Source organism: Paenibacillus sp. JT31N7, from assembly GCF_059692095.1.
Window position 1 is genome coordinate 757,658 of the sequence record NZ_JCAUAT010000003.1, and the last position, 16,737, is coordinate 774,394.

Annotated in this window: 13 protein-coding genes; 6 read left to right on the forward strand and 7 right to left on the reverse strand. The window is 52.7% G+C overall.

All coding sequences use genetic code 11. From position 1 onward, the window contains the following. Positions 1-34 precede the first annotated feature (34 nt). Positions 35-622 carry an ATP-dependent Clp endopeptidase proteolytic subunit ClpP gene (clpP, locus tag AC58P5_RS17865; protein WP_042227806.1) on the reverse strand — a complete coding sequence of 196 codons (588 nt, stop codon included), beginning with the start codon at positions 620-622 and terminating at the stop codon, positions 35-37. A 324-nt stretch (positions 623-946) separates the two neighbouring features. Here clpP and AC58P5_RS17870 point away from each other — a divergent pair, with 324 nt between their 5' ends. From AC58P5_RS17870 to abc-f, 4 genes are all read left to right on the forward strand, one after another. Continuing rightward, positions 947-1,672: an RNA polymerase sigma factor gene (locus AC58P5_RS17870; protein WP_497388801.1), complete on the forward strand. Its 726-nt coding sequence runs from the start codon at positions 947-949 to the stop codon at positions 1,670-1,672. Positions 1,673-1,792: 120 nt separating this feature from the next. Further along, positions 1,793-2,071 carry a hypothetical protein gene (locus AC58P5_RS17875; RefSeq protein ID WP_497388803.1) on the forward strand — a complete coding sequence of 93 codons (279 nt, stop codon included), beginning with the start codon at positions 1,793-1,795 and terminating at the stop codon, positions 2,069-2,071. A 162-nt stretch (positions 2,072-2,233) separates the two neighbouring features. Beyond that, a complete protein-coding gene (locus AC58P5_RS17880) occupies positions 2,234-2,377 on the forward strand; it encodes an RAxF-45 family protein (RefSeq protein ID WP_497388805.1) in 144 nt (47 codons plus the stop codon). A gap of 101 nt (positions 2,378-2,478) precedes the next feature. Further along, positions 2,479-4,503, forward strand: a complete 2,025-nt coding sequence (abc-f, locus tag AC58P5_RS17885) for a ribosomal protection-like ABC-F family protein (protein ID WP_497388807.1) — start codon at positions 2,479-2,481, stop codon at positions 4,501-4,503. A gap of 110 nt (positions 4,504-4,613) precedes the next feature. On the opposite strand, the gene AC58P5_RS17890 is transcribed toward abc-f, so the two are convergent. Then, on the reverse strand, positions 4,614-6,161 hold the full coding sequence (locus AC58P5_RS17890; RefSeq protein ID WP_497388809.1) for a sensor domain-containing diguanylate cyclase: 1,548 nt from the start codon (positions 6,159-6,161) through the stop codon (positions 4,614-4,616). Continuing rightward, positions 6,158-8,227, reverse strand: coding sequence for a sensor domain-containing protein (locus AC58P5_RS17895; protein ID WP_497388811.1), 2,070 nt, complete (start codon positions 8,225-8,227; stop codon positions 6,158-6,160). The genes AC58P5_RS17890 and AC58P5_RS17895 overlap by 4 nt, the downstream gene beginning before the upstream one ends. A gap of 192 nt (positions 8,228-8,419) precedes the next feature. Between AC58P5_RS17895 and AC58P5_RS17900 the strand changes: the two genes are divergently transcribed. Then, on the forward strand, positions 8,420-9,820 hold the full coding sequence (locus AC58P5_RS17900) for a sensor histidine kinase (RefSeq protein ID WP_497389113.1): 1,401 nt from the start codon (positions 8,420-8,422) through the stop codon (positions 9,818-9,820). Positions 9,821-9,954: 134 nt separating this feature from the next. On the opposite strand, the gene AC58P5_RS17905 is transcribed toward AC58P5_RS17900, so the two are convergent. From AC58P5_RS17905 to AC58P5_RS17915, 3 genes are all read right to left on the reverse strand, one after another. After that, complete coding sequence (locus tag AC58P5_RS17905) at positions 9,955-11,316, reverse strand: serine hydrolase domain-containing protein (protein ID WP_497388813.1); 1,362 nt, start codon at positions 11,314-11,316, stop codon at positions 9,955-9,957. 100 nt (positions 11,317-11,416) lie between these two features. Then, positions 11,417-11,860 carry a MarR family winged helix-turn-helix transcriptional regulator gene (locus tag AC58P5_RS17910; protein WP_497388815.1) on the reverse strand — a complete coding sequence of 148 codons (444 nt, stop codon included), beginning with the start codon at positions 11,858-11,860 and terminating at the stop codon, positions 11,417-11,419. 182 nt (positions 11,861-12,042) lie between these two features. Further along, positions 12,043-14,790: a PAS domain S-box protein gene (locus AC58P5_RS17915; RefSeq protein ID WP_497388817.1), complete on the reverse strand. Its 2,748-nt coding sequence runs from the start codon at positions 14,788-14,790 to the stop codon at positions 12,043-12,045. A 321-nt stretch (positions 14,791-15,111) separates the two neighbouring features. Between AC58P5_RS17915 and AC58P5_RS17920 the strand changes: the two genes are divergently transcribed. Further along, on the forward strand, positions 15,112-15,849 hold the full coding sequence (locus tag AC58P5_RS17920; RefSeq protein WP_497388819.1) for a YheC/YheD family protein: 738 nt from the start codon (positions 15,112-15,114) through the stop codon (positions 15,847-15,849). Positions 15,850-15,967: 118 nt separating this feature from the next. Here AC58P5_RS17920 and AC58P5_RS17925 read toward each other — a convergent pair whose 3' ends face one another. After that, the gene (locus AC58P5_RS17925; RefSeq protein WP_497388821.1) at positions 15,968-16,687 is read right to left on the reverse strand and encodes an O-methyltransferase; all 720 of its coding nucleotides are present in this window, start codon (positions 16,685-16,687) and stop codon (positions 15,968-15,970) included. Positions 16,688-16,737 lie beyond the last annotated feature (50 nt).

The window sequence follows — 16,737 nt, forward strand, 5'->3', positions numbered from 1 at the left end:
GGAAATTTGACGACCTCGAGGCTAATCTTTTATTTTAGGATATGGTGGTCACAACCTGATCGATAATCCCATACTCTTTTGCTTCTTCGGCCGACATAAAATAGTCACGATCCATGTCCCGGTCGACTTTATCGATGGGCTGTCCGGTGCGCTCCGAGGTGATCCGGTTCAGTCTTTCCCGTATGCCGAGTATCCGCTTAGCGCTGATGGCGATGTCGCTTGCCTGGCCCTGAACGCCTCCATGAGGCTGATGAATCATGATCTCGCTGTTCGGCAGCGCGAAGCGCTTGCCTTTTTCTCCGGCCAGCAGTAGAATAGCGGCAAACGAAGCGGCAAAACCCGTACAAATCGTATGCACAGGCGGCTTCACGAGCTGCATCGCATCGTAAATGGCAAATCCGGCCGATGTTGAGCCACCAGGACTATTGATGTATAAACTGATTTCCTTTTGCGGGTCTTCGGCTTCAAGAAACAAAAGCTGGGCGATAATGCTGTTTGCTACCTGATCATCGATCGCCGCTCCCAGAAATACGATCCGGTCTTTCAGCAGCCGGGAATAAATATCATAGGATCTCTCACCGCGACTCGTTTGCTCCACGACGTAAGGGACGTAATTGCTCATCGTCAAAAAACCTCCAATGTGTTTCGATATGTCATTTCCTCTTGTAAACGAATGCGGCCCTCCAAAAGATACGAAGGGCGGCACAATTTTAAATCCTAAAAATATTTTAAGAATCGGTAAAACGGCGTATCCTTTTCGGATGATCGTTCGTTTACTGATTACAACGGCTTTGCCGTTAAGAAAATCAAAATAAGAAGAACTTGATGCCGTTTTGCAGAAGGATTCATACAACCGGAAAATGACGCTCAGGATACAATAAGGATCATTAAAGGCCGGGAGCCGGATGCATTTGAACGGCTGCAGGAAAAAAGGGGGCGAATTCGGATGTCGGCAGCGGATTTTCTGTTAAAAGGAAAAGAAAAGGACAGCACCCGGCTCAACCAGCTTCAGCAGACGTTAAAACGGTACTGCCTGTCCATGACAAAGTCCGCGTGGGATGCGGAGGATCTGGCGCAGGAGACCTGGTTGAGGGCGATGTCTTCAAAAGGAAAGGCGCATGCCAACGCAGAGGCGATGCTGCTTCGCATCGCAAAAAATACGTGGATCGACCAATCGCGGCGAAAGCAGGTTCTGGCACGGATTATAGAAAGGGAACAGGCACAGACAGTAACGCGGGACGAGAGGCTTTTGGAAATCGAAGAAGCCTTCCTTGCTTTGTTTAAGCATCTGCCGCCGCTGCAAAGAACCGTTTTCCTGCTCCGGGATGTGCTAGGATTTTCCGGTCTTGAGACCGCGGTTAGGCTCGGAACTACGGAAGGAGCGGTTAAAGCGGCCCTGCACCGGGCCCGGCAGTCCCTGGAAGCCGTGAGAAGAGACATCGAGAGCGGCGCGTATGCCGATCCGGCTGAGAGCGGAATGAAAGCTTACCTGCGCATGATGGCAGCCGCTTATGAAATGGGAGATATCGCTCTCCTTGTCGAGCTTGCTCAGCGTGATGAAGTCGAGCCGGCAGTTGCCTTCGGCCTCGCCCAGAATCACATTCTGCGCAGCGGCAGATCCCGCACAGGCGTCGTGCCTCACTTACCAAGCAGTCTGCGAATGTCCGCGTAGGCTTATACGGAAAGGTTTTATCCGCTCCCGTTCCGGGCGGGAGCTTCTTTGATTTAATTTTTTCTCCTCCAATGTGGTACAATGGCAGTTGGATACCGAATGGCGAGGAGATGGCGACTGATGACAGAGCAGGTCAACGAGCAGGAGCTCGTAACTTACATAGCGGGGAAAACAAAAGCGGACCCGCAAAAAATAAAATCGGTGCTGAAATACGAGCAGGATTTTATCAACAAAGCCCACAAAAATGCCAAAGGCGAGGTCGATATCGACAGCGACGATATTGCGGATTATGTATTGAGCCGGCCCGATATCAAGCTGGATGAACTGACAGTGGACAATATTTTGGACGCCGAAATGGACTTTCTCATGGAAAAAGGGATCGCAAGCTATCTGGATTGACAGCATCCGGAAGCTGTTCAAGGTCAAAGCATCCAAGGGCCAAAAGTGCGCAAGAGCCTGTTTTGGAGAGTGGAACCTGCAAAAGTAGTGAACGAAACTTGCAAAAATTACAATTTTCATGCTAAAGTAAAACGTAACTTTGATGATGAGGAGGTGAGGTAGGTGAATTTCGAGAAGGTTAACGACCGTATTAGCCAGCTGCCGATTGCTACGGCTGGCATTGTTCATGCTTTTCCGGTTAACGGGAGAAGTCTGTCCATTTTCACGAATACGGTACAACCAATCGCGAGAAGACGCCTACCTTAACCGATACGGATAGTTTCACATCCGAAGAAGGGTCGCGGGCTTACTGCCGCGGCTCTTTTTTGTCGTATGGAAAAGGGTCTTCATTCCTAGGAGGATCTATTATGATACTTGTTAACGGTCAACAGATAAAGAAATACCACGCGGCTAACCTCGTGCTGGATGGAGTCACATTCGAGGTGCATGCTGGAGAAAAAATCGGTCTGATCGGCCGAAACGGCAGCGGCAAATCGACGCTGCTTCAGCTCATCTCCCGCCATCAGGGTATAGACGAGGGGATGCTGACGCTCAAAAAAGAGTTGACGATCGGTTATTTGCCGCAAATACCGGCGGAGTTCGAAGGACTTGCGGTATACGAAGTGCTGGCATACGGCTGCCGTCATTTGACGGCCTTTCAGCAGGAAATGACGGCGCTGGAGCACGAGATGGCAGAGCCGGGTGCTTCGGCTGATTCGGTTCGCATGCAGGGACTGCTGAACGCGTATGCATCGGTCCAGGAACGTTTCGAACGGGGCGGCGGCTATGAAATGGATGCCGCTATAGACTCTGTTGCAATCGGGCTTCAGATCTCGAAAAAGACATATGCCCGTCAGTTCTCAACCTTATCCGGCGGGGAAAAAACACGGATCGCGCTCGCTTCCCAATTAATTATGCGACCCGATCTGCTGCTGCTTGACGAACCGACGAATCATCTGGATTTAAGGGGAATCGAGTGGCTGGAGCAGTTTTTGCAAGGTTACCCTGGGGCCTGTATCCTCGTTTCGCATGACCGTTATTTTCTTGACCGTACCGCTTCCAAAATGATTGAGCTGGAAGACGGGGAGGCTTTTACTTATCACACGAACTACAGCGGATATATGAATGAAAAAGAAGAACGGCTGCTGCAGCAGTTCACGCAGTATCAGGAACAGCAGAAAGTCATCAAAAAAATAAAAGAGACGATCCGGAAATTGGAAGAATGGGGGCGGATCGGGGACAATGAAAAATTTTTCAAAAGGGCGGCTTCAATGCGTAAAGCACTGGAGCGGATGCAGGTTATGAGGCGGCCGGTTCTGGAGCAGAAAAGCGCCGATTTTGCTTTGAACCTCCAAGACCGCTCAGGGAAACGGGTAGCGGAATTCTCCGGCGTGCATAAATCGTATGGAGAGCGCCGGATTCTGGCGGGAGCGGAAGGAAGCCTTCAATACGGAGAGAAGATTGTTCTGGTGGGAGATAATGGAACGGGGAAAACAACTTTGTTTAAGCTGCTGCTTGGCCGGGAACTTCCGGATTGCGGGGAGCTGGAGCTTGGCTCGCGAGTGGAGATCGGCTATATGGCACAGCAGGAGGAAGCGAGAGACCCTCAAAAGACGGTCCTCGACTATTTCAGGCTAGAAGCCGGGGTTGAAGAAGGCGAAGCAAGGGGCATTCTTGCGAAGTATCTCTTTTATGGGACGGATGTGTTTAAACCGGTGAGCATGCTGTCGGGAGGGGAGTGGTCCCGTCTCCGGCTCGCGTTGCTTGTCCGGCGGAAACCGAATCTGCTGCTGCTCGATGAGCCGACCAACCATTTGGACATCGCTTCCCGGGAAGCTCTTGAAGAGGCGCTGGAGGAATACCCGGGAACCGTGCTTGCCATATCCCACGACCGGTATTTCATTAACCGTCTTGCGCAGCGAGTCTGGGAGCTTCATGACGGTCAAATAACGAGCTATATCGGTCAGTTTGACGAATACCGGGCGAAAAAGCGCGAGCTGGAGCAGACGGCTGTCGTCCGGGGAAGCGGACGACAGCCGGCGGGCGCGACCGGCGCAGCCAACGCCGCAGAGCGTGCGGGCGAGCAGCCACCGGCGGGCGCGACCGGCGCAGGCAACGCCGCAGAGCGCGCGGGCGAGCAGCCGCTCTCCGCGGCGGAGGCGAAGGCCGCAGCGAAAGCCGCAGCGGCCGACGTGCGAGCAGCCGAGCGGAAGCGGCTGCAGCTGGAGGCGCAGATCGCTGCGCTGGAAGCACAGCTGGCCTCAGCGGACGCCGAGCTGCAGCAGCTCGGCGGCTGCGGTGACACTGCGCTGCTGGAAGCGCGGTGGCGCGAGCGTGAAGAGCTGCAGATGCGGCTCGACGCGGAAATGGCGGCCTGGCTGGAGCTGGGCTGACGTCCTAAGGGAGAACAGACGGCAGGCCGAGCGAACAAAAAACGGCGGGAAAGCGAGAAGCTGCATGCTGCAGCTCCAAGCTTTCCCGCCGTTTTTTTCCTATGCGCCAGTCACGAATAAATCGTAATCCGGTTTCTTCCATCGGATTTGGATTGGTAGAGCGCGTTATCCGCCATTTCGATGATGGTTTTGACGTCCGTATCCCGGCTGTAGGAGAAGGAGACGCCAATCGAAACCGTCAGAGGCTGAGCGATCGGACTTTTGCTTTTTTCCACTTTTTCACGCAAACGCTCCGCAATGCGGGTGGCTCGGCCGAGATCGCAGCCTTTCAGCAAAATCCCGAATTCTTCTCCGCCGTAGCGAAAGCATAAATCTTCTTGTCTAGAAAAAGCATGAAGCGTCGAAGCCAAATATTTCAGCACTTCATCCCCGATGAGGTGCCCGTGAAGGTCGTTGATTTTTTTGAAATGATCGACGTCCATCAAAATAAGGGTGAAAGGAACTTTCCGCTCCGCCCACTCGGCGATGAGGAGATCGAAAGCTTTGCGGTTGGCTAGGCCCGTCAATCCGTCGGTAAGCGATTCCGCTTTCAACCGGTTGAGATTGGAATTGATGCTCTGGTACAGCTGCCTGACCTCGTACAGCCCGGAATGAATGCTGGGGGAAGCCGGAATCGTCAAGTTTGCGTGAACGGCTGATTCTTCCGAATAACGGGCTAGCGTATAAAGGGGTCTCGTGATCCAGCTCGCCAGCCACCAGGCGACGGTCAGCACAACGCCGAGCAGGGGAAGCGCCTGCATAAGCAGGTGCGAAATCATCTGCTCAAGCGGTTCCTCAAGCACACGGGTAGGTGTCTGGGAAATAATTCCCCACCCGCTTATCGGCTCAAACGCATATCCCGCGAAAAATTCGTTTCCTTCCGAATTCACGATTTTTTGAGAGCCGTTTTTGCCTGCCAGCGCTTTTTGAATTACTTCATTGCTGGAGATAATCTGATAAATCCGTTCTTTGTTGGGATGAAAAATAAGCCGGGACTCTTTATCGACGACATAGACGTAGGAGCCGTTCCCGTAAAAATGCTCTTTAAGCAGCTTGCTCAGGGCGTTTTCTTCCTCCAGATAGATCGTGCCGCCTACAAATCCGCTATAAGAGCCGTCCCCTTTAAAAATAGGCGAGGAGACGAGCACGATCAGGCGTCCGGTGGTGCCGACATACGGTTCGGAAATAAGCGGCTTTTTGAACTCAACCGCACGTGTGGACGCTTCGGACAGCAGGCGGGTACCCACAACGGAACCGGCGTCGGCGGGCAGAGCGATTGTTATATCCCGCTCTTCATCCGCGATAAACACCGAATTAAAGTACTGCCGGTTAAACGTGAACCACATGTCGAGATCCTTTTCCGTAAACGAAGGCTTTCCGGCCAGCTGTGTAATCGAACTCATACTCGTCTGCATCAGATTGAGAAGGTTGCCCGTGTTTGCTGAAAGCTTCTGCGCATAATGGGAATTGTTTTCCAGATAGCTGGTGGACAGGGATTTCAAATTGGCTTGATAGGCGGCATATCCGCTTACGGCGGCCGTCAGGAAAGCGGTAGCAAGAACGAGAAGGCTCAAAATCAGGCGCAGCGTCAGCCCTTTGCGCAGGCGTTTTGTTTTCATGGGCGGTTCAGCAGGCCGGCCAGAGAATCTGCGGGAAGGGGGCGGCTAAAATAATAGCCCTGGCCTTCATTACAGTTTTCGCCGAGCAGGTACTTGTACTGGAGCTCGTTTTCGATGCCTTCGGCAACCACGTCCATATGGAGACTGTGCGCCAGCGAGATGATGGCGGACGCGATCCGCTTCCCGTTCAGGTCTCGGTTAATGTCTTCGATGAACGCCCGGTCTATTTTTACTTTATCGAAAGGATATTCGCGCAAATAGTTCAGGGACGTGTATCCTGTCCCGAAATCGTCGATAGAAATGCAAATCCCCGCCTCTTTAAGTTTCAGCAAACTTTCCTTAATCGCATGAACATCGTCCAGTAGGACGCTTTCCGTAATTTCAAGTTCGAGCCAAGCGGGTTCCAGCTCGGCCTCTTTCATAATCGAGAGAACATGTTCGGCAAAAAAAGGCAGTTGCAGTTGTTTGGTCGAAACGTTAACCGCCACTTTGAACGGAGCGGCTCCCGAAGCCTGCCATTTTTTGGCCTGCCTGCAGGCCGTTTGCAGAACCCAGATGCCGACGGGTAAAATAAGGCCGCATTCCTCGGCCACCGGAATAAAATCAGCGGGCGGAATGTATCCGAGCCGCGGGTGATTCCAGCGGATCAGAGCTTCCATCGCGGTCAGCTTGCCGGTTTGTAACGCAAAGATAGGCTGGTAAAAGAGCTCCAGCTCGTTTTTAGCCACAGCCGTTTCCAGATTCCGCTGAATCTGCAGTTTGTAGGAGGTCCGGAGATCTATTTCTTCCGTGTACACGGTATAGGTGTCCGTACGAAGCTTCTTGGAGTGGTCCATGGCCATATTCGCATGCCTAATCAAGTCTTGAGCGCTTTCCCCGTTTCCTCTGCTGAAAGCGATCCCTATGCTGGCCGTTAAGGGTACGGAATGTCCGTGCAGCACAAAAGGCTCCCGCATTCCGTCGAGTATGGAGCGGACGAGACGTAAAGCCTCTTCCTGCACCGTTTCCGGCAGAATCAGGGTGAATTCGTCTCCCGCAAAACGGCTTAGTGTATCCGTAGGCCGCAGATTCCGCCGGATACGGCAAGTGACTAGAGCCAGCAGATCGTCTCCCAACTGGTGACCGTAGGAATCGTTAATGATTTTGAACCGGTTCAAATTGATGGAAAAAACGGCAAAAGGAAGGCGTCCGTCTCTAGAGAAACGGATTGTTTGCTCCAGCCGGTCTTCGAACAGCTTGCGGTTGGGCAGGCCGGTAACCGGATCGACATAGACGAATTCTTCCATTTGCCGGGCTGCCGCAGCTTGAGCGGTCGTATCCCTGGCGATTCCGTAAGTGCCGTTAAGGAATTCGTTCAACTTTACAGGAAAGTGGGACACACTGACGGAAACTTTTTCTCCGTCTTTCCGGATGACGCGAAGGTCCGCGCTGCCGGAAATACCGCGTTTCGCGTTATCGAAATGGTCCAGAGCGGATTGCAGGTCGTCGGGATCAATGAGGGTGACGAACGACATATGCGTCAGCTCGTCCTTCGTATACCCCGTCAAGGATTCACATCGGGGATTCGTGTTTGTAAATATCCCATGCTCGTCTAAGGAGAAGATGGCGTCCGGACTGTCTGCAAACAACGATTTCATCTGCTCGCGGCTTTCGAGAAGAAGACGCTGTGCCTGCACTTGCTCCGTGATATCGATCACGGTGCCGTATTGAACTTTTTTTCCGTTCACAAGTACTGTGGTGGGATAGATTTCGGTATAAATCCATTGTCCGGTATTGTGCAGCTTACGGATACGGACCGGTGAACCCTTGCGGCTGTCGTCCGTTTCGGAAAATAGATGTGCGATGAGAAGACGGTCCTCCGGGTGAACAAGCTCAAGAAAACCGGACTTCAACCGGCGTATTTCTTCCGCGGCATAGCCGACGAGCTTGGCGTAAGAATCGTTCGCGTATGTTAAGGCGCCGTTTTCCATCATAAAAATGCCGACCGGCGCATTTTCGATCAAGGTTGTAAATAGGGTCCGATAAAAGGGAAGCTCTTCTTGACCCATTTCAATTGGAATTTCCATTTTTATCGTTTCTCCTGTGTCAGGGGCTCGGGTTAACTAGAATCATAGCATTGGAAACAATTCGGATTCTACAGGATCGGAAATTTTTGCGTGTGCACGCAACAAATTTGCGTGATCGGTTCATTCCCGGGATGATATATTGACGAAGATGGACATGCACCAAGAAGTTTGAAGGAGAGTTGAACGTTGCGGATGAAAAGGACTGGGCGTCTTGCGGGTGCCGGAGTTACTACTATTGTGGGAATTGTGTTTTTTCTTTACGACTACTTGGTAGTCGGGGAGACATGGGAAATGCAGGCGGCGGGAGCTGTTTTTTGCAGTATCATCGCCTATTTTTTGGGTGGCTTTTACGATAGAGCCCGATATTATGCGGCCGAACTGAATATGATCAATGCGGAGCTCCGTCATAGCAGGGAGCAGCTGCGTCGCAGCGATGAAAGATATTCCGCGCTTCAGGCGAGTCTCGACAGTTTTTCTCATGATCTGTTCGGCATTATGAAAATCTCGGAGCTGGAGGCGCGGCTGCTGGCTGAGGTGAAGCTGATCTTTCAAATCGACTGTGTCTCCCTGATCGAAACCCATACCGGCTATACGTCCTGCTCGGTTAAAGCGGGAACGGGTGAAGTGCCCCGGGCTATTTTGAACAAAATCAGGCAGCATCAGAGCCAGCAGCTCTCGATCGGCGAAGTTTTCGAATATGAAGAAGGATCTTTTCTGAAAATCGGGGAGTTTAAGGGCAGAACGTTCTGGCTTATTTTCGGCGAGCTGACGGATAGTACGCGCTTTCCCGCCAACAGAATTTGGCTTAAAACCCTGATCCGTTACGTAAATGTCGTGTATGAAAATCTAACGGTTATTGAAGATTTATCGGCTGAGCTGAAGCGGACGATGGAGGAGCAGGAACCCCCTCCCTGGCTGCTTCGTCTGTTCTTCAGCTTGTCCGAGCACGAACGGAAGCGGCTGTCCCAGGATTTGCACGATGCGGCCCTGCAGGAGCAAATTATTTGGTACCGGAAGCTGGAGCAGCTGCGGACTTCGGGCCTCGGCCCGGACGAACTTAAAGAAGGCTTGGCTCAAATCGGAGACGGTCTTCTCGATGTGATGTACCAGATCCGCCTGACCTGTAACGAACTCAGGCCCCCTTTTCTTAAAGAGTGGGGTCTTGTCCAGGCTTTGGAGGCCTTGTTCGATCACATCCAGCTTCATGCGGATTTTACGATCTATTTTGAAGCGGAGCAATTCAGAGATTATTTGAACGATGAACAGCGAATTGCGGTGTATCGGATCACACAGGAGCTCATGTCCAATGCGATGAAGCATTCCAAGGCCGAGGAGGTCCATGTGACATTGACGGGCGGCAAACAGAATCTGCTTCTGTCCTATCGTGATAACGGTGTGGGCACAGCAAACAGGAAGCAGAAGGAGAATGGGTTCGGAAGTATGGGGATTTACGGAATGCAGCAGAGGGTCCGGAGCCTTCAAGGCGAAATCCAGTGCGAGTCGGACCCGAACGGATTCAAGATGCAGGTCAGCATTCCGCTGAAACCGGTTCCGCATGTGATCCCGCCGCACGGAACGCTTGTGTCTGTCTAAAGATGACGGGGTTCGTCGGCAGGATGGGGATATAATGAGCATAGGGATGACGGGATCCGTTTTAAAAAGGATTCCCCCGCACGACAAATGTGCAGGGGAATCCTTTTCGGCATTTATCCGGCGCTTACTCGACGTTACTTGGCGCGTACGCCCCGCTGCTCGCCGTACTGATACAGGGTAAGCTCATCGGCGGGTTTGCCCGGTTTTTTTGCCGCAAACTCGAGTTCGACCTGAAGTTCCCGGACAAAGAAACGCGTTTCGGACAGCGGTAAAATCTCGTATTGAGGCTGCCCGCTTAACTGAATGAATAGCTGATCTTGCTCGGGGCAGGTCGTCACGCTGAGATCGAGTCCAATATCCATCTTGTAAACTCCCCGGTACAGCGGATACACGGTTTTGTCGATCTTAACGGGTTTCAGCTCCGCGGGGACATCGGGAACGGAATGGGGGAGCCCGAACAGGATGTTCTCCGCCTCACTGATAATCCGCTGCTGAATGTCCAGCTGGCGATCCGTGTTGGCGAGATAAATCGCCGTTCTTCCGTGATCCGTGTAACGGGCCAGATTCGTGCTGTAGCCGGGCCAGCCGCCGCTGTGGGAAACGACTTTCCCGAAATGCTCCCTCTGTTCGATGATCCAGCCATACCCGTACGAATAAGGCTCGTTGTCGGGCAGTTTTCCGGAAGTGAAAGCTTCGTCGAGCATCTTTTTGCTGACCAGTTTCTCCGTATACAGAGCCTGATCCCAGAGCAAAAGATCGTGCAGGGTGGAATTTACGGTTCCGTCCCCCTGAATTCCGTCCAGGTATACGACAAAATCGGTCGCAGACTGTTCGTCCGGCAGGTGATAGCTGTGCGTTTCGAAGGAATACACGTATCCGAAAGCGAAATCCGGCGGTACGTTTCCGGAAAGACGCCGGTTATGAATGCGGGTCGAATGCATGCCCAGAGGCTTGAACAACTTTTCGCTCATATAGTCGGCAAAGGATAGACCCGATATCTTTTCGATCAAAAGGGCCAATAATACATACCCCGTATTGGTATATTCCCAATTCTCCCCGGGTTGAAACTGCAGCGGAGGCTGGTGGACATTGAAATACTCCAGGACATCCCAATTCGTGGCGATTTTGGTGCGGTCCCAGTCTTTTATGAAAAGCGGCGTATAATCAGGCAGGCCGGAAGTATGCCGGAGAAGGTCCTTCACCGTTATACCCTTATACGAGAAGTCGGGAATCCACCGATCCACGTGATCGGTAAGTGAAAGTTTTCCCTGCTCGGCGAGAATAAGAATGCCCATGGCCGTAAAAGTTTTGGAAACGGAAGCAAGTTCGAAGACGGAATGAACGGTAAGGGAGCGTCCGGTCTCTCTATCCGCGAGGCCATACGCGCCTTCAAAGACAATTTCTCCTTTTTCCGCCGCCAAAAAAGCCCCGTTGAAAATTCCTTTCGCCGACATGGCCGTAAAAAGTTCTTGAAGCTGTTTCTGTTTGTTTTGCATGGAAATCCCTCCAATACTCCTATTTTTTATAAAAGAATTAAGCTAACGTAATAGTTAAGATGCCTAACGTATTGGGCAGAAGAGGGACGTAAGACGTCCGTCATCCTAGTTCAGCTTCGATAATTTTTTGAAGCTTGAACGTAATTTTGCGCAGCGCGTTTAATTCCTCGGGGTCCAGTTTGGAATAAAAGCGTTCCGCAATGCTCTTCTCGACCTTTTGCTGGCGTTCGAAATAATCCAATCCGGCTTGATCGAGTTCAACGAGAATTTCCCGGCGGTTATTCGGATTAATTTCTCGCTTGAGGTAGCCTTCCTTGTCGAGTTTGCCGATGAGCTGACTAACCGCGCTGGAAGTGATCAGCATCAGATCCGCCAGTTCTTTGACCGTCAAACGCTTGTGCTTGTGAATGTGTTCCAGAACGACCGCTTGCTTGGAGGTCAGATCTGCTTGCAGGAGCTCGTTGTACTCTTGTAAGAGGAGCAGGTTGGCCGTGTATTCGGCCTCGTTAATCTCCTTTACGGTCTGGTATAAGCGTTCGTCCATGTCATCACCTTAATTGTTAAGTTAACTTAATTGTTTACATTCACAGTATATGCGCTTTATGTTCACTTGTCAACAGGGCCGTTTGGTACATGTGTGAGATGTCTATTCAAGCCAAGTCTACACGGTTCCAACAAAAAAACACCTCCGCATAGGCGAAGATGCTCATGATTTCTCCGGCAGATTTAGTCCTGCCCGCGGTGCGGCTCAAGAAGTTCATGCGACGACCATTTCTTCAGGACGCGCTCAACTTCCGGAGCAAACACCGGCTTGCTTATAAAATCGTTCATTCCGGAAGCCAGGCACATCTCCATATCTTCCTTCTGGGCAAAAGCGGTCACCGCCACAATCGCCGGACGAGAGGCGTCTCCTTTCAACCGGCGGATGGCCGCGGTCGTTTCGAAGCCATCCAATTCCGGCATCTGAAGGTCCATAAAGACCATATCGTAGGTTTCGGACCGGACCGCCTTCAGCGCTTCCGCGCCGTTCTCCGCATAGTCCGCTTCATATCCGAGTTTTTTGAGCAGGGTAATGAGCAGCAGACGGTTTACGGGGTTATCGTCCGTAACCAGCAGCTTCATCGGACCGAACTTGGGCGGAGGTTGGGCGCCGCTTTCTTTGCCGCTCACAAGAGACGGCGCCGGTGTGCTGCGCTGCGCGTTTTCCGGAACGGAATCCGGGGCGGGAGCTTCGCCGGACAGCTCGAAGGGCAGCACGAAATGGAACGTGGAGCCCACGTTAACCTGGCTATCGACGCCGATCGCTCCGCCCAGGAGCTCTACCAGCTTCTTACAGATGGCAAGTCCGAGCCCCGTACCGCCGTACTTGCGGTTAATGGTCGGGTGCAGCTGCGAGAAGGACTGGAACAGTTGGTTCTGCTTGTCGGCAGGAATTCCGATGCCCGTATCCCGGACGAAAAAATGCAGCACGGCATCGTTGTGTTCGGGCATCTTATCGAGCTTGGCAGAAAGGGAGACTTGTCCGTCCTTCTCCGTAAACTTGATCGCATTCCCGACCAGATTGACGATAATCTGCCGCAAAATGCCCTCGTCACCGATGAGTGTCGAAGGAATGCTGCGGTCCAGTTCGCACGTTAAACGGATGCCGCGCTCCACGGCTTTCGGATGAAACAGCTCCACGACATGATCCAAAACGGAGCGGACATCGAACGGCTCGTGGTTAACCGTCATTTTACCGGCTTCGATTTTGCTGAAATCGAGGATCTCGTTCAAAATCCGCAGCAGGGCATAGCTGCTCTGCAAAATGATATCGGCATAGCTGCGCTGTTCCTCGGACAGCTCCGTTTCCGCCAGCAGATCGGCCATCCCGATAATCCCGTTCATCGGCGTGCGGATTTCATGGCTCATGATAGCCAGAAACTCGGATTTGGCCTGATCGGCTTTTTCCGCGTATTCCTTGGCCCGTATGATTTCTTTCTCGCCCGTAATATCTTTGAAGACGACGACGGCACCCCGCAGCTCCCCGTCATCGATAAGCGGCGTCACGTGATAGTCGGCAAGGAAACTGGAGCCGTCTTTGCGCCAGAATACGGCTTCCTTGTTACGATAGGAGTGCCCCTCCCGGATGGCACGGTAAATGACCTCCTCGTCCTCGGACTGCTGGGCCGCGGTACCGAACGTGTTTTGCAGCATCCCGAGATAGGGCTTGCCAATGAGCTCCTCGGGGACAAACCCGAGCATTTCGGCCCCGGCCGGATTAATAAACATCGCGTTGCCGGACGAGTCCACGCCGAAAATGCCTTCCGTTACCGAATTGAGAATCAGCGTATATTCGCTGCTAAGCTTCTCGATCTGGGCGAGATATCTTTGCCGTTCCGTAATATCGATCGTGATGCCGTATACGCCGACGACTTCGTTATCGACGATGATCGGTATATTCGTCGAATTGATTTCGACGGGATGCCCGTCTTTATGGATGATGGTCAAGTCATAGCTTTGCGGAACGCCCTGCTTTGCGAGCTCGAAGTGGTGGAGTGTTTTGGGCAGGTCTTTAGGAGCGACGATCGGTCCCCAATACATCCCGATCAGTTCTTCCAGCGTGAACCCGGTAATTTTCTGCAAATTCTTGTTCGCGGTCAAATAATCTCCGTCCAGGTTCATGGAATACACCGCGGCGGGGTTGTGATCGAACAACGATTTGTAGCGCTGCTCGCTTTCCTGAAGCCGCTGGTCCGCTTTTTTGCGTTCGGTAATATCACGGGAGATGGAGATGATCTCATTCACATTCCCGTCTTTATCGTACGTGTAGCGGGTGGTTGATTCCAGCCAGACATAATCGCCGTTCTTGCAGCGAAACCGGAACGTCACTTTGTCACCCTCCGTATGGCGGTTCTGTTCCAGAAATAAGTTGACCCTGTCCAGGTCAGCGGGATGAACGAGCGGAATCGCTCCCTGACCGACCATTTCTTCGGGCTCGTAGCCGAAAATGGTTTTGCAGATGGGAGACGAGTAGGTCATGGTCGCGAGCTCGTCCGGCGCGTGCCTGGAGATCCAGTCCAGCGAAGCTTCCGTTATGAGGCGGTGTTTGCGTTCGCTGTCTAGAAGCTGTTCTTCCCGCATTTTTTGTGTCGTCAAGTCAACGGCCTGAACCAGAAGAACGGCAGGTTCTCCGGAGTCAGCAGAAAGCGGGGAGAGGCCGACGGCAGCCCAGACGATCCCGCCGTTTTTGTGAATATATCTTTTCTCGATGAAGGAAAGGGAAGGGATAGAGGCAGGAGATAGCACGATATCTTCCGGATAAGTGATCCGCCTGTCGGTGAGTTTCGCCAGCTCGTCTTCCGTATACCCGAGCATGCGGCAAAAGGAGGGATTGACCCGTAACCAGCGGTCTTCCGCCAGCGAATAAACGCCCATAGCGAATGGCGCGTTCTCGTAAGCTATTTCAAACAACCGTTTATCTTCAAAGGGTTTCATGCCAACAGTCTCCTCAGGCTAAGTATTGCCAGATCAGTATACCTCATTTTTGCAGGGCAATGTAAGGGTCCTTCAACGCAGGTATCCCCCGTAAGGGGACGGATTTGCGCGAATGATCTTTTAACCGGACTTCGATCTATCTTGGATTACACTTTTTTTACAGCCGCTAATCAGGCGATTGTTCGTGTGCGGCCATGGAGAAAGAAAGCTTTACTAAAGGAACTCCGGCTGAACCGGAAAAGCCCGGGTGGGCAAGCGCACAAGCAAGGGCGAGATCTTGGCATATCCATAGACTAAATGTCACAAATCAAGAAAGGATGGATGAACTTGGGAGGCTATGCGACCAAACAGAACGTATCCGATTCTTTGCTGAAACACGGAGAAATCGGCCGGAACGTTCCGGAAACCCGGCTTTACAGGAAAGGGACATTAAAAGCGATGCTGGATACGTATAAAATGGTGTATGTGAAGCCGAACAGCGGTACGGGAGGCAGCGGCGTTATCCGGGTGGAGCGCAAAGAGGACGGGTACCGCTTTCAGCTTCATACCTTTGTGAAGAAATTTCGGGACTTTGACAGCATGGCAACGGCCCTCCGGAGACGTACTAAAAAATCCCCGTACGTTATTCAGCAGGGGATTCATCTTCTCCGCCACAAGGGGCGGCTCTTCGATTTGAGAATCATGATCCAGAAAAATCCTAAAGGGGTCTGGGAACCGACCGGTATCATCGGCCGCATTGGCCATCCCCGCAAAATCGTTACGAACTTATGCAGGGGCGGCTCTTCCAAACCTGTTGAGGTTCTTCTTAAAGAGCATGTGGCGGACATCGAACGGTACAAGGCTTCCTTACGGAGTTTGGGCCTCAGGGCAGCCCGCCATCTTAATAAAACATTTCCACGGATTAAAGAAGTGGGACTGGACGTCGGATTGGACCCTAACCTGCACCCTTGGATTCTGGAAGCGAATCCCCGGCCCAAAATTTACGGCTTCAAAACATTGAAGGATAAAAGCATTTACAGGAAGATGCTGCGCTACCAAAAATATTACGGGCGCGCCTAGCAATCGCCGCGGACAATGAAAGGGCCCGCCTTGGCCGGACTTTCCTGATCGGCTGGGCGGACCCGGGTGTTTCACGGGAGTCATTCCTGTACAGCAGCGGAACAACCTCCGCTTTGAATCAGGCGGTGACCAGCGCCAGGACAAAACCGTCGTAGCCTTTGCTGCCGACGGTTTGCAGAGCGGTCGCGGTAACCCGCGGCTCGGCGGCGATCAGCTCAAGGAAGGTGCGGACACCTTGAACGCGCGGGTCTGTGCTGTGCCGATTGGCGACTTCCCCGTCGCGGATGACGTTGTCCCCGATGATGAGACTGCCCGGGCGGGCAAGCTTCAGCGCCCACTTGAAGTATTCGGGGTTGTTCGGTTTATCCGCGTCGATGAAGATGAGATCGAACGGCCCGGCCCCTTCCGCCGAAAGCTGCTCCAGCGAATCGAGCGCTTCGCCGACCCGCACATCCACGAGATGGCTCACGCCCGCCTGGTCCAGATTTTGGCGGGCCGTCTCCGCATGATGGGCATCGTACTCCAGCGTGACGATCTTGCCGTCTCCCGGAAGCGCGCGCGCCAGCCAGATCGTGCTGTATCCGCCAAGCGTGCCGATTTCCAGGATGGAGCGGGCCCCGTTGATCCGGGCAAGCAGGTGCAGCAGCTTCCCTTGGTTGGGCGCCACGTCAATGGGCGGAAGGTCGGCTCTGGCGTTGTTCGCGAGAACTGCCGTCATAACGGGATCGGCGGGGACAAGCCAATCGTTCAGGCAAGCATCCACATGCGACCATTTGCCGGGCAGGTCCGACCGGGCCGGCTCGTTACGGACTTCGGGAGATTCGTTTGAAAGTGTCATAGGGGTAAAACTCCTTTCGGATTGGAATCTATCTCTACTGTAAGCTGGAT

Coding starts and splice junctions, on each gene's coding strand:
- AC58P5_RS17900 (WP_497389113.1), top strand. CDS start 8,420: ATGAAAAGGACTGGGCGTCTTGCGGGTGCCGGAGTTACTACTATTGTG.
- AC58P5_RS17905 (WP_497388813.1), bottom strand. CDS start 11,316: ATGCAAAACAAACAGAAACAGCTTCAAGAACTTTTTACGGCCATGTCG.
- AC58P5_RS17895 (WP_497388811.1), bottom strand. CDS start 8,227: ATGGAAATTCCAATTGAAATGGGTCAAGAAGAGCTTCCCTTTTATCGG.
- AC58P5_RS17890 (WP_497388809.1), bottom strand. CDS start 6,161: ATGAAAACAAAACGCCTGCGCAAAGGGCTGACGCTGCGCCTGATTTTG.
- AC58P5_RS17925 (WP_497388821.1), bottom strand. CDS start 16,687: ATGACACTTTCAAACGAATCTCCCGAAGTCCGTAACGAGCCGGCCCGG.
- clpP (WP_042227806.1), bottom strand. CDS start 622: ATGAGCAATTACGTCCCTTACGTCGTGGAGCAAACGAGTCGCGGTGAG.
- AC58P5_RS17870 (WP_497388801.1), top strand. CDS start 947: ATGTCGGCAGCGGATTTTCTGTTAAAAGGAAAAGAAAAGGACAGCACC.
- abc-f (WP_497388807.1), top strand. CDS start 2,479: ATGATACTTGTTAACGGTCAACAGATAAAGAAATACCACGCGGCTAAC.
- AC58P5_RS17920 (WP_497388819.1), top strand. CDS start 15,112: ATGAACTTGGGAGGCTATGCGACCAAACAGAACGTATCCGATTCTTTG.
- AC58P5_RS17910 (WP_497388815.1), bottom strand. CDS start 11,860: ATGGACGAACGCTTATACCAGACCGTAAAGGAGATTAACGAGGCCGAA.
- AC58P5_RS17915 (WP_497388817.1), bottom strand. CDS start 14,790: ATGAAACCCTTTGAAGATAAACGGTTGTTTGAAATAGCTTACGAGAAC.
- AC58P5_RS17875 (WP_497388803.1), top strand. CDS start 1,793: ATGACAGAGCAGGTCAACGAGCAGGAGCTCGTAACTTACATAGCGGGG.